The organism is Paenibacillus sp. LX16 (assembly GCF_036252815.1).
In the GTDB taxonomy this organism is placed as follows: domain Bacteria; phylum Bacillota; class Bacilli; order Paenibacillales; family Paenibacillaceae; genus Paenibacillus; species Paenibacillus polymyxa_B.
The window spans coordinates 3,131,464-3,144,568 of sequence record NZ_CP141152.1 but is presented as its reverse complement, the minus strand read 5'-3'; the positions used below and the strand labels follow the sequence as shown (position 1 = coordinate 3,144,568).

Genomic DNA, 13,105 nt, shown 5'->3' with positions numbered 1-13,105 from the left:
CAGCTATAGTGGTGTTTCACACATTAGATAAGAAAAGATAAAAAATCAGCTTAGAGAAGCCGTTAATACATCTAGGGACATTTGAGCCCGGTCTTTACTATAAGGAGGAATCGCATCATGAGAAACACTTGGACAGCTTTACTAGCGTGTATACTGGTCTTGGGATTGGCAGCGGGAACCGCTGAAGCCAAGCAGGGACGCGGAAATGATCAGGAGAACAAACAGGAAGCAAAGACGTCTGTTAAAGACGGGAATGAAAAGAGCGGGGAAGAGCTAATCAATCCCCATGACTCAGACAATGATCAGTCCGAAAAACAAAAGGACAAAGCATCCGGTAAAAAGGATGAAAACAGTAAAAAAGACAAACACGCAGAAATCAGAAAAACTGAACCTGTTGCAGTAACGGATGATACATACGGGGAGTCCAAAGACCATAATGGTCACAAGGGACGCAACGGTTACAAGGGTCTGCTTCACGCGGTAGAAAATACGAAGGATAAGCCGGCAGGAGCGGTTATTGCGAATCTGCTGCTTACGAAATACCCGGACCGTTTGACTTCGGAGCAGGTTGCTGAACTTGAATTGATCCGGAATTCTGGTAAAGCACTGACTGAGGCAGCTGAGCTACTGGCTGAAAACGGAAATGTGACAGATGCCGTTTACATGCAGGAGGAGGCGGTACTGGCTAATGTGTCCGATCTGGACAGCTACAAAAAGCTGGGTGAATTCTCGAAGAAGGCCGGACGGCCGTCGGGTATGAAGCTGTTCGTGAATGGTGAAGAATACGATGCCAAACCGATTAACCGCAATGGGACCACACTTGTTCCGTTTAGAACAGCTTCCGAAGCTTTGGATGCAAAGGTTTCCTGGGATCCGAAAGAAAAGACTGTTACTGTCACCCGTAACGGCGTGTCCGTCAAATTATTTGTTAACAGTCCGAAAGCATATATTAACGGTCAGCCGTATTCTATCGAGCAGCCAGCATCCATAGTGGATGGGACGACAATGGTACCTGTAAGGGTAATCGGAGAGGCCTTGGGGACAAATGTTAAATGGGAGCCTGAGAGCCAGTCCGTTGTTGTATACGAGCAGCCAATAACAACACCTGCATCAACATCATAACGTGCTGTAAACAAACAAAATTTTGTAAAGCAAAAAGGGCCTCTGACTTAATGTCTGGCCTTTTTGTTTTACCTTGCAATTAATGATTTCGTATTCTTTTTAATGGTGAGAAGATAGATAGCCTTCATGATACTACCAAGCTATTCGCATTATGTGCTGGTCATGTGTACAATTAAATAGAGAACACTGAGAAAAGGGAGTGTCATAGATGGATTTAGGATTAACGGGAAAAACAGCCTTTGTTGCAGGTTCCAGTAAAGGACTCGGCAAGGCAAGCGCACGGGAGCTGGCACGCGAGGGTGCGAATGTCCTCATTTCAGGACGGAACGAAGCAGAGCTTCAGCGGACGCAGGCGGAATTACTGGAAACAGCGAGTGGCCGCGTTGAATATGTAGTTTGCGATGTAACAAAACCAGAAGATATCTCCCAGGCCATCCGCCGTACAGCTGATTTGTTTGGCACCGTTGATATTTTGGTTAACAATGCGGGTGGGCCTCCTGCCGGTACCTTTGATGATTTTACAGATGAAGTGTGGATGCAGGCCTTTGAACAAAATTTACTTAGTCATATCCGGTTGATCCGGGAGGTGTTACCTTATATGAAAAAACAACAAAGCGGTAGGATTTTAAATATTGCTTCTTCCTCAGTTAAACAGCCAATTCCGGGGTTAATCATTTCAAATACGCTACGTACTGGAGTCGCTGGATTGGCGAAAACGTTGTCTCTGGAATTAGCTCCTCATAATATTCTGGTACATACTGTAGCACCGGGGAGAATTGCAACCGATCGCGTGCGTAGCTTGGACGAGCATCGAGCTGAGAAAACCCAGCAAACGACGGATCAGGTTCGTAAACAAGCAGAGGAGGGTATTCCTTTGGGGCGGTATGGAGAGCCTGAAGAGTTCGGTAAAGTTGTTGCTTTTCTGGCGTCTTCAGCTTCATCCTATTTGACAGGGAGCACCATCCTTGTGGATGGCGGAATGATTAAATCGTTATAAAATAAAGATGCGTGCCAGCCTCAGGTTTAATTGGGAGCTGGCACGCTTTTTTAAAATTTATCTAGTGAATAGAAAATCTTCATTCACGGACTGTTCAGCCCTCACGGCCTGGAAGCTCACAACCCTCATCGGTACATATACCACCTGCATCTTGTTTGGACGAGCTGCCGCTTATCATGGTGAAAGGTGAGCGTTCATCCCATGCTTTTTGAAGCGCATCATAAAATACTTCCTCCGGCTGGGCACCAGAAACAGCAAATTTTCGATCAAATACAAAGAAAGGCACACCCTGAACACCCAACTCAGCGCCTTCGGCTTCATCAGCTCTAACTTCGTCGGTAAAACGGTCACTGGCTAATATAGCAGCCGCTTCCTTTTGATCCAAACCAACTTCAGTAGCCAGCGCTACCAGCACTTCATGATCCCCTGTATGCTTGCCTTCGATGAAAACAGCTTGGAATAAACGCTCGCTCAGCTCCAGCATTTTGCCTTGTGTTTGAGCCCAAAGTGTTAAGCGGTGAGCATCAAGAGAGTTTGTCGGCACCATGGCATGAATATTATAATCAAGACCCGCAGAGCGTGCGTTTTCGTTCATTCGATCATTCATAGCCTGAGCCTCTTGCAGACTGACCCCATATTTAGCTGATAGTTCTTCATTGATCGTTTTACCACTATCTCTCACAGCATCCGGGTTCAATTCAAAACTCTTGAATGTCAATTGCACCTCATTTCGATGTGGGAATTGCTGTAATACTTGCTCCAAACGGCGTTTGCCGATATAACAGAATGGACACATATAATCAGACCAAACTTCGATATTCATCAGGAAAAAGCCTCCATATATACGTATTTATTGAGTAACTGGGAGTGGTGCTCCCCACTTTAGAATGTGTATAAAGGTGGAACTTCATTAGTTACAATAAGAATTATAAAGCTAAAGCATTTAACGTGCAAATAATTAATGCTTGTCAAAAAATTAATGCTGTGATATTTTATATGTGTAACCGGTTACACATTGGAGTTGAACCTACACTATGACAACAATTAAAGAAGTCGCCAGCTTTGCAGGTGTTTCCGTAGCGACTGTATCCAGAGTTATTAATGAAACTGGATATGTACATGAGGATACACGGCGAAAGGTAGAGGCTGCTGTGAAGCAGTTAAATTACAAGCCTAATGAAGTTGCACGTTCTTTGTATAAAAAGAAGTCCAGATTAATCGGCCTGCTGCTGCCGGATATTACGAACCCTTACTTTCCCTTGTTAGCTCGTGGGGTGGAGGATCGAATGCAGGAAAATGATTTTCGGATTATTTTCGGTAATAGTGATGAAGATCGCCAAAAAGAATTGGATTACATGGATACTTTTGTTCAAAATAATGTCGTTGGTGTTATTTCTTCTACCAATGATCCCGATGCCGATTGTTACGCCAAACTGAAGATCCCGGTCGTTTTTCTCGATCGAACTTCCAGTGACAGCCTCTCCGTATATGCGGATGGAGCCCATGGCGGTTGCTTGGCTGCTCAAGAAATGGTTGCCCGCGGCAGCAAACAAATTACAGTCATGCAGGGTCCTGCACATATTCGTCCAGCACAAGACCGTTTTCGCGGGGCGGTTGAAGAGCTTCAGCAATCCGGAATTGCTTACCATGTGGTCGAGACAACTTCCTTTTCGTTCAAGGAGGCCGAGTCGTGGGCCAAAGAGCTGTTTAGCAAGCACCCGGATACGGACGGAGTTATCGCAAGTAACGATATCGTGGCTACAGCGGTGATGCATGAGGCACATAGATTAGGAAAGAAAATCCCGGATGATGTTCAAATTATCGGGTTTGATGATATACCATTAAGTAGTTTGTTATTCCCGCCTTTGTCAACGATACGACAGCCTGCTTATGAAATGGGCTGGGAAGCAGCAGGACTACTCATTCAGTTGATTGAGCAGTCGCAAGTAACGAAGTCAAGCGTACCTAATCTTCATTCGAAAGTACTTACCTATTCAAGCATACAATTGCCCGTCAAATTTATAGAACGGGAAACGACAAGAAAGGTGGATTATGATGGCTAAAATTTCGATTATCGGAAGCAGTTCTATGGATCTCGTAGTTACTTCGTCCAAACGTCCCGGTGCTGGTGAAACGGTATTGGGTGAAAGCTTTACAACCGTACCTGGAGGTAAAGGAGCCAATCAGGCAGTAGCCGCAGCACGACTCGGAGCAGACGTTACGATGATTGGACGTGTAGGGGATGACCATTTTGGAGAACAGATTTTACGAAATTTTAAAGAAAATCATGTTCATACTGGCTATGTGAAACCGGTTACACATATGGAAAGCGGTACAGCGCATATTGTACTAGCTGAAGGTGATAACAGTATTGTCGTGGTAAAAGCAGCAAATAATGAAGTGACACCCGCCTATGTGGAAGAAGCGCTTGACGTCATCCGAAGTTCGGATATTGTGTTAATTCAACAGGAAATACCGTCGGAAACGGTTGTTTATGTAAGTGAAATTTGTGCGAAGTACCAGGTACCCTTGTTGCTGAATCCAGCCCCGGCTCGTGAAGTGGAAGAAAGCGTAATTGCGAATGCGACCTACATTACGCCAAACGAGCATGAAGCTGCCATTATGTTTAAGGATATGAGCCTGCAAGAAGCGTTGCGTAAATATCCCAACAAGCTGTTTGTGACTGAGGGCAGCAACGGTGTACGGTTCTTCGACGGAGAACAGGAAGTCGTGGTTCCTACTTATAAAGTAGAAGCCGTTGATACAACAGGTGCAGGAGATACGTTCAACGCTGCTTTTGCGGTGGCGCTAGCTGAAGGAAAATCGCTGGCAGGCAGTGTGAAATTTGCTAATCGTGCTGCGTCACTGTCCGTTACCAAATTTGGAGCCCAAGGTGGAATGCCAACCCGTCGTGAAGTGGAGGAGCAATTATAATGAAGAAACATGGAATCCTAAACAGTCATATATCCAAAATACTAACGGATCTCGGCCACACGGACTTTATTGTCGTGGCTGATGCCGGCTTACCTGTTCCTGAAGGCGTTACCAAAATTGATTTGGCGCTAACACTGGGTGTTCCGTCTTTTCAGGACGTCGTTGATGTCATTGCAGCAGATATGGTGATCGAAAAAATAACGTTGGCCGAAGAAATCAAACAAGAAAACGAACAAGCATTACAGTATATTATGTACACCTTTGCAGGGGAGCAATTAGAACAGCCACAGCTTAATAAGCAGGCTGCCGTCATTGAGTTTTGCCCTCATGAACAATTCAAGGAGCTGACCCGTTATGCGAAGGCGGTCATTCGTACGGGAGAGGCTAAGCCATTTGCTAATTGTATCTTGCAGGCAGGAGTTCATTTTGGATAAATCAAGTTGAATCAAAAGGAGGGTACAGCATGCAGATTCAAATGAAAGGAATTCACAAAGCCTTTGGAACCAATCAGGTACTGAGTGGTGTTGACTTTGATCTTCGTGAAGGAGAAGTACATGCCCTCATGGGTGAAAATGGTGCAGGGAAATCAACGCTGATGAATATTTTAATCGGACTGCATCGGCGAGATGAGGGAACGATCATCATTGACGGTCAGGAAACCTATTTTGCTAACCCCAAAGAGGCGGAGCAAAAAGGAATTGCTTTTATTCACCAGGAACTGAATGTGTGGCCGGAGATGACCGTGCTGGAAAATCTGTTTATCGGCAAGGAAATGACATCCAAGTGGGGCTTACTAGATAGCTCTAAAATGAAAGCGCTAGCAAACGAACAATTCAGCAAGCTTTCGGTAAATCTTCCATTGAACGGTGAAGCAGGCGATTGTTCAGTGGGTCAACAGCAGATGATTGAAATTGCCAAAGCACTCATGACGGATGCTAAAGTTATCGTGATGGATGAGCCGACAGCCGCCTTAACCGAACGGGAAATTCAGAAGCTGTTCGAGGTTATTACTTCCTTGAAAAAAGATGGTGTTTCGATTGTGTATATTTCACATCGGATGGAGGAGATATTCGCGATCTGTGATCGGATTACCATCATGCGTGACGGGAAAACGGTGGATACTCAGGCGATTCCCGATACGAATTTTGATGAAGTTGTACGGAAAATGGTGGGTAGAGAGCTGACTGAACGCTACCCGGTAAGAACGCCTGCTTTGGGAGAAGTGGTGCTAGAGGTCAAAAATGCTTCGCATAAAGGGTTATTTGAAAATGTGAATTTCACTGTACGATCTGGGGAAATTGTAGGTTTTTCAGGTTTGATGGGCTCGGGACGGACCGAGATCATGCGGGCGTTATTTGGACTGGATGCTTTGGATCGTGGTGAGATTCATGTACGTGGAAAAAAAGTGTCTATTCGTAAGCCGGATGATGCGGTGAAATTAGGGATTGGCTTCATTACAGAAGACCGAAAAGATGAGGGCTTGGTGCTGGATTTCTCCATCCGTGAAAACATGGTGCTGCCCAATCTGTTCAGTTTTACATCAAAAGGATTTATTTCAGGTAAAAAAGAGCTGGATTTTGTTAACACATTGATTGAGCGCTTACAAATAAAAACCCAATCGGGCGAAACAACGGTTCGAAGTTTGTCAGGTGGTAATCAGCAAAAGGTAGTTATCGCCAAGTGGGTAGGTATTGGTCCGAGTGTACTCATTCTTGATGAACCGACGAGAGGCGTGGATGTGGGAGCCAAGCGGGAAATCTACCAGTTGATGAACGAGCTGACCGAACGTGGAGTCGCGATTATCATGGTATCCTCGGAACTCCCTGAGGTACTCGGCATGAGCGATCGTATTGTCGTGGTGCACGAGGGAAAGATCAGCGGAGAGCTGAGCAGGGAAGAAGCCACACAAGAAAATATTATGACGCTAGCTACAGGAGGACAGTAATATGACAACTATGAATGAATCAAAAAGCAGCAAAGGCTTTCAAATGTCACAAATCACACAGAAGCTTGGCCCGTTGTTGGGACTCATTATTTTAGTGATTATCGTATCGGTCTTAAATCCCAGCTTTTTGGAACCGCTTAATATTTTGAATTTATTGCGCCAGGTATCCATTAATGCGTTGATTGCGTTCGGTATGACCTTCGTTATTCTCACAGGCGGAATAGATTTGTCAGTCGGCTCCATATTAGCACTATCCAGTGCTTTTGTCGCAAATATGATGCTGGCCGGGTTCGATCCTATTTTGGCGATTATCATCGGCTGTGCATTGGGTGGCGTGATGGGGATGGTCAACGGCTTGATGATTACGAAAGGTAAAATGGCTCCGTTCATCGCTACACTAGCAACCATGACCATTTTCAGAGGATTGACACTCGTATATACCAATGGTAACCCTATTACAGGACTCGGAGACAGTCTGGTATTTCAATTGTTCGGACGTGGCTATCAGTTCGGTATTCCGGTTCCAGCGATTACGATGCTCATTACCTTTGCTGTTCTATGGATCATTTTGCATAAAACACCATTCGGACGCAAAACGTATGCCATTGGTGGTAACGAGAAGGCTTCGATTGTATCAGGTATTAAAGTACCGCGTGTAAAAATCTGGATTTACTCTCTGGCTGGAATGCTTTCCGCGTTGGCGGGTGCTATCTTGACTTCACGTTTGAACTCCGCGCAACCAACAGCAGGTACTTCTTATGAATTGGATGCCATTGCGGCTGTCGTATTAGGTGGAACAAGTCTCTCGGGAGGACGCGGACGAATCGTAGGTACGTTAATCGGTGTGCTTATCATCGGTACACTAAACAATGGCTTGAACTTGCTGGGGGTTAATTCTTTTTATCAAATGGTAGTAAAAGGGATAGTCATCGCTATTGCTGTATTGATTGACCGTAAAAAATCCGCATAATACACCTAATCTGCGTAGAAGGAGACACAAAATATGAAAAAGCTTACATTAATCATGACTGCCTTGCTGCTCCTGCTCATGACAGGGTGTTCCTTGGAACCGCCCGAATGGGCGAAACCTAAAGCGGCCGCGAACCTGAAGGACATTAAAATCGGCTTGTCGATCTCAACACTGAATAATCCATTCTTCGTATCTCTCAAAGACGGAGTTGTGGCAGAGGCCAAAAAACAAGGAATGCAGGTCATTGTTGTGGATGCACAAAATGATTCGGCGAAACAAAGTAATGACGTGGATGATCTGATTCAACAGGGAGTAAACGCGTTACTCATTAATCCGACAGATTCGTCGGCCATTTCCACTGTGGTACAATCAGCGAATGCATTGAACATCCCGGTTATTACACTGGATCGTTCTGCTGACAAAGGCGATGTAAAAGCACTCGTCGCTTCAGACAACGTAGAGGGAGGACGAATGGCTGCCAGATATGTGATTGATCAAGTTGGAGAAGGTGCCAAGGTGATTGAGCTGGAAGGTGTCCCAGGAGCATCCGCTACCCGTGAACGCGGAAAAGGATTTCATGAAGTAGCAGATAAGGATCTGAAAGTCATAGCCAAACAATCGGCCGATTTTGATCGGACCAAAGGTTTGAACGTGATGGAAAATCTGCTGCAAGGCAACCCGGACGTTCAGGCAGTATTTGCCCACAATGATGAAATGGCGTTGGGTGCGATCGAAGCAATCCAAAGCTCAGGTAAGAACATTCCAGTCATCGGTTTTGACGGTAACGAGGATGCGCTTAAATCAATTAAGGAAGGGAAACTGACAGCCACCGTAGCTCAGCAACCCGAGCTTATTGGTCAATTGGCGGTGCAGGCAGCCAAGGATGTACTTCAAGGTAAAACCGTGAAAACATCCATTCCCGCTAAGCTGGAGTTAGTGGATCAATCGAAATAAAAAGGGCGCTTGACTCAACATATTAAGCTATTCGGACTGATGCTGTAATGCGCATCAGTCCTTTTTTTGGCTATTCTACAATGACGATACATACACATAAATGGAAGTTTTTTATTTTTGTATTGTAAGAAGAGACGGTAAAAGATAGAATAACAATTATATGATAATGAGAATCACTATCATATAATGAATTGTATATATCTAAGGAGGACGTATATTGTGCAACAAAGGTACAGATTAAAATGGGAATCCACGCTTTGTCTTGTGGTTCTTTTGATGGTTGTATTGAGTGCATGTGGAAACGCAGCTAGTAACAACCAGACAAACGACAAGACTAGCACTAATGATCCCTCCGGGCAATCCAAAACGGTTGTCATGCGCGAGTATACTGATGCCACTGGCAATAAGATCAGTATCCCTTCAAATCCGCAGCGAGTCGTCACGACACAATATTTGGATGCTATGCTGGCCTTGGGAGTTAAGCCTGCAGGTGCTGCTTCCCATTTGTTGGAGGGCGACTATTTAAAAGGTAAGATTGACGGAGTTGCGGATATTGGGAACCCGACAAATGTAGAAAAGGTGCTGGAGTTACAACCGGACCTGATCATCACAACAGAATATACCACGCCAGAAGTGAAGGAGCAGCTGGAGAAAATTGCTCCAACCGTGGTCGTTTCGTTTGGAGAGGGCGACGTATTTGAGCAACTGCGGAATGTTGCAGCCGTGCTGGGTAAGGACAAGGAAGCCGAGCAGTGGATCGCTAGTTTCAACAAAAAGGCTGAAGAAGGTCGAAAGAAGCTGGCTGGAAAATTCAAAAAAGATGAAACGGTTACGATTTATATGGCCTACGATAAGAATGTGTTAAGGGTATACGGAGCGCGGAATGTAGGACATGTTATTTACCGTTCACTGGAATTGAATCCTCCTGAGTACATACGCCAGAAGCTGGCGAAGGACCCGAGATTTAATTATGTTTATGATGTTATTTCAATGGAAAAGTTACCTGAACTGTCAGGAGACCGAATTATTATGCTGGTTTATGATGAAGCGAGCAAGGACGGAATGCTTAAGCAAATTGAGCAAAGTGCATTGTGGAGAAATCTCCCGGCTGTCAAAAACCACAAAGTGTATTTCATCAAAGCCGATCCGTGGTTTACATACTCACCGCTAGCCGTTGAGCAATCACTCGATGAGGCTGTTAAAATGTTTTCCGTTGATCCGAAGTGATCAGTTCAATTGAATAAAAGAAAGGAGAAGTCATAACCATGCTTAGACGATTTTTTGAATACTACCGTCCTTACCGGACTTTGTTCATCATTGATTTCTCTTGTGCCTTGCTGGCTGCACTACTGGAGTTAGCTTTTCCGCTTGCAGTCAACCGGGTGGTCGATGATTTGCTGCCCAGCGGGAACTGGAAATGGATTTTATATGCCTGCCTAGCTCTACTCGGTATTTATGTCATAAGTGCTGCCCTGAATTACGTGGTTACCTATTGGGGACACAAGCTGGGCATTAATATCGAATCGGATATGCGTAAAAAGCTGTTTGATCGGGTACAAAAGCAATCTTTTCGCTTTTTTGACAATAACAAAACAGGGCATCTCGTTTCACGTATGACCAACGATCTAATGGATATTGGGGAAATTGCCCACCACGGACCCGAAGATTTGTTCATCGCATTGATGACACTGGGGGGAGCCTTTGGTATCATGCTCGGTATTAACTGGAAGCTGGCTGTACTGACATTCATCATTGTACCCCTCATGATTTACTTGTCTCTTTATTTCAGCCGTAAAATGTCTGCTGCTTTCCATCGTATGTTTTCTGATATTGCGGATTATAATGCTCGGATTGAAAATAATGTAAGCGGGATACGTGTTGTTCAAGCGTTCTCCAACGAAGCACATGAAATGGAACGTTTTGCTGAAAATAATGGGCGTTTCCGTAAAACGAAGCTGATCGCGTACCGGATTATGGCCTGGAATTCCTCAATTAGTTTTATACTAATGAAGCTGGTTTCATTGTTTGTGCTTGTGTGTGGAACATGGTTTGTTATCGAAGGGCAGATGACCTACGGGGAATTTATCGCATTTGTGATGCTGTCTAATGTATTCCTGGGGCCAATTAAACAAATTAATTCTGTCATCGAAACGTATCCGAAAGGGATTGCCGGCTTCCGACGGTATCTGGATTTGCTGGAAAGTGAATCGGATGTAGAAGATCTACCAGGAGCCAAGGCGGTTAGCCATCTTAACGGAGATATTCAATTTGCAGGTGTAACGTTTGGTTACGAAAACAAAGATAAGGTATTACGCAAAGTGGACCTATTTATCCATGCGGGTGAAACCGTAGCGCTTGTAGGTCCTTCAGGAGCAGGTAAAACGACACTTTGCAGTTTGTTACCTCGCTTCTACGATGTCGAGGAAGGTAGCATTACTATTGATGGAATGGATATCCGTGAAATGAAGCTGGAATCGCTGCGATCCATGATTGGTATCGTACAGCAGGATGTATTCCTCTTTGATGGAACGATTCGTGAAAATATCGCTTATGGTAAGCTCGATGCTTCGGAAGAAGAAATCTGGGATGCTGCTCGTCGAGCTCAAATTGAAGACCTTGTTCGCTCATATCCGGATGGTCTGGATACAATGATCGGTGAGCGAGGTGTGAAGCTCTCTGGTGGTCAAAAGCAACGTTTGTCTATTGCCCGGATGTTCCTTAAAAATCCGCCTATTCTCATTTTAGATGAAGCGACATCAGCATTGGATACAGAGACAGAAGCCGCGATTCAGCAGGCGTTGACAGAGCTTTCCCAAGGCCGCACGACACTCGTTATCGCGCATCGTCTGGCAACGATCAAAAATGCTGACCGCATTATCGTAGTTGCAGATCAAGGGATTGCCGAGCAAGGCAGACATGAAGAGTTATTGGCAGTAAAAGGGGCATATAGCCGCCTGCACCAAGCTCAATATGGAACGTAAATAGACCGATATGACACCGTAAATAGAGAGAGGAATGAACAGGTTTGACAAAGAAAATGTGGATTGTATTGATACTTCTGTCAGTCATTTTAGCTCTTTCCGCCTGTGGTGGAAATGTAAAGCAACCGGATGAAAAGCAGGATCAAACTTCTAGTGAACAAAAGTCAGAGGAAATGAAAACAGTCAAAACGATTCATGGAGATATTAAGATTCCGGTTCACCCTCAGCGGATTGTAGTAGATATGTACCAGAATGATTTATTAGCTTTAGGAATTAAACCTGTGGGAAGTGTTAAATATTATCTGGATAATCCGTTTTCGAAGGAGCTTGTGCAGGGCATTGCAAGCATTGGAGATCGCGGTAGTGTATCCATTGAAAAAGTATTGGCTCTACAGCCGGATATGATTCTGATTGGTTCCAAAGATGCTTCTGAATATGAAAAATATAGTAAAGTTGCTCCGACCATAGTCATTCCTTATGGAACGTACAAGAATGTGCATGAGGAACTGACAGCTTTTGGTGAGCTGCTTGGAAAAGAACAGGAAGCCAAAACATGGCTTGCCCAATACGATCAGCGGATGCAGGCCGCACGTGACAAGCTAAAGGGAATTGTTCAGCCTGAAGATACGTTCACCGTAATGGAAGCTTCGGAAAAAGAATACTATGTATATGGTGATAATTTTGGCAGAGGAGGACAGGCGGTATACAGAGGTCTGAATTTGACACCTCCGCCGCTTGTCCAAAAAGAGTTATTAGGTGAGACTCAATGGAAATCGGTGTCAAAAGAAGTCATTAATCAATATGCCGGCTCTTATATCTTTCTGACGGTTAACAAGGATTTGAGAGGTTACGAAGGAGACAGCATATGGAAATCACTGAATGCGGTCCGACAAGGTAAGGTTTTTGAGCTCCAGGAGGATCGATATTGGTACTTCGATCCCATTGCCATTGTAGGACAAGCTGAAGAAATCGCAGACATGATCGTCCAGCGGAATAAAGAGAACGCCACACAGAAGTAATTGCTTCGTTGGCAGCCCTTTGGTATTTATTGCCGAAGGGCTTTATTTGTTCACAATAGAGCAGAGCATTAGGCATTCTTCGAAATTTGCTATTGAAGCCGCTGCCACATTAATTTACAATAGTAAAGATTGCGTGATAATAATTCTCATTATCAACATCATCTTCATCATCTTCTTCACAGT

12 protein-coding genes are annotated in these 13,105 nt (G+C 44.6%); 11 read left to right on the top strand and 1 reads right to left on the bottom strand.

Annotation, left to right across the window (positions count from 1 at the left end; genetic code table 11):
- The first annotated feature begins 117 nt into the window (after nucleotides 1-117).
- Nucleotides 118-1,122 (top strand): copper amine oxidase N-terminal domain-containing protein, encoded by a 1,005-nt coding sequence (locus T3H97_RS13705; RefSeq protein ID WP_328799997.1) that lies wholly within the window; start codon nucleotides 118-120, stop codon nucleotides 1,120-1,122.
- A 208-nt stretch (nucleotides 1,123-1,330) separates the two neighbouring features.
- On the top strand, nucleotides 1,331-2,119 hold the full coding sequence (locus tag T3H97_RS13700) for an SDR family oxidoreductase (RefSeq protein ID WP_328799996.1): 789 nt from the start codon (nucleotides 1,331-1,333) through the stop codon (nucleotides 2,117-2,119).
- Between the two features lie 94 nt (nucleotides 2,120-2,213).
- On the opposite strand, the gene T3H97_RS13695 is transcribed toward T3H97_RS13700, so the two are convergent.
- Nucleotides 2,214-2,942 (bottom strand): DsbA family oxidoreductase, encoded by a 729-nt coding sequence (locus T3H97_RS13695; protein WP_190299426.1) that lies wholly within the window; start codon nucleotides 2,940-2,942, stop codon nucleotides 2,214-2,216.
- 211 nt (nucleotides 2,943-3,153) lie between these two features.
- Between T3H97_RS13695 and T3H97_RS13690 the strand changes: the two genes are divergently transcribed.
- The 9 genes from T3H97_RS13690 to T3H97_RS13650 all read left to right on the top strand — a co-directional run bounded on the left by T3H97_RS13690 (nucleotide 3,154) and on the right by T3H97_RS13650 (nucleotide 12,922).
- Nucleotides 3,154-4,182: a LacI family DNA-binding transcriptional regulator gene (locus tag T3H97_RS13690; protein ID WP_134904186.1), complete on the top strand. Its 1,029-nt coding sequence runs from the start codon at nucleotides 3,154-3,156 to the stop codon at nucleotides 4,180-4,182.
- Nucleotides 4,175-5,053, top strand: coding sequence for a ribokinase (rbsK, locus tag T3H97_RS13685; protein ID WP_328802825.1), 879 nt, complete (start codon nucleotides 4,175-4,177; stop codon nucleotides 5,051-5,053). Before T3H97_RS13690 ends, rbsK begins: the two co-directional genes overlap by 8 nt.
- Nucleotides 5,053-5,487, top strand: coding sequence for a D-ribose pyranase (rbsD, locus tag T3H97_RS13680; protein ID WP_328799995.1), 435 nt, complete (start codon nucleotides 5,053-5,055; stop codon nucleotides 5,485-5,487). The genes rbsK and rbsD overlap by 1 nt, the downstream gene beginning before the upstream one ends.
- Nucleotides 5,488-5,516: 29 nt before the next feature.
- Nucleotides 5,517-6,998: a sugar ABC transporter ATP-binding protein gene (locus T3H97_RS13675; protein ID WP_328799994.1), complete on the top strand. Its 1,482-nt coding sequence runs from the start codon at nucleotides 5,517-5,519 to the stop codon at nucleotides 6,996-6,998.
- Nucleotide 6,999: 1 nt separating this feature from the next.
- Complete coding sequence (locus tag T3H97_RS13670; RefSeq protein WP_013310465.1) at nucleotides 7,000-7,968, top strand: ABC transporter permease subunit; 969 nt, start codon at nucleotides 7,000-7,002, stop codon at nucleotides 7,966-7,968.
- A gap of 33 nt (nucleotides 7,969-8,001) precedes the next feature.
- The gene (gene rbsB / locus T3H97_RS13665; protein ID WP_328799993.1) at nucleotides 8,002-8,922 is read left to right on the top strand and encodes a ribose ABC transporter substrate-binding protein RbsB; all 921 of its coding nucleotides are present in this window, start codon (nucleotides 8,002-8,004) and stop codon (nucleotides 8,920-8,922) included.
- A 219-nt stretch (nucleotides 8,923-9,141) separates the two neighbouring features.
- Complete coding sequence (locus T3H97_RS13660) at nucleotides 9,142-10,149, top strand: ABC transporter substrate-binding protein (RefSeq protein ID WP_328799992.1); 1,008 nt, start codon at nucleotides 9,142-9,144, stop codon at nucleotides 10,147-10,149.
- A gap of 38 nt (nucleotides 10,150-10,187) precedes the next feature.
- Nucleotides 10,188-11,903 carry an ABC transporter ATP-binding protein gene (locus T3H97_RS13655; RefSeq protein WP_328799991.1) on the top strand — a complete coding sequence of 572 codons (1,716 nt, stop codon included), beginning with the start codon at nucleotides 10,188-10,190 and terminating at the stop codon, nucleotides 11,901-11,903.
- Nucleotides 11,904-11,959: 56 nt separating this feature from the next.
- Nucleotides 11,960-12,922, top strand: a complete 963-nt coding sequence (locus tag T3H97_RS13650; RefSeq protein WP_328802824.1) for an ABC transporter substrate-binding protein — start codon at nucleotides 11,960-11,962, stop codon at nucleotides 12,920-12,922.
- Nucleotides 12,923-13,105 lie beyond the last annotated feature (183 nt).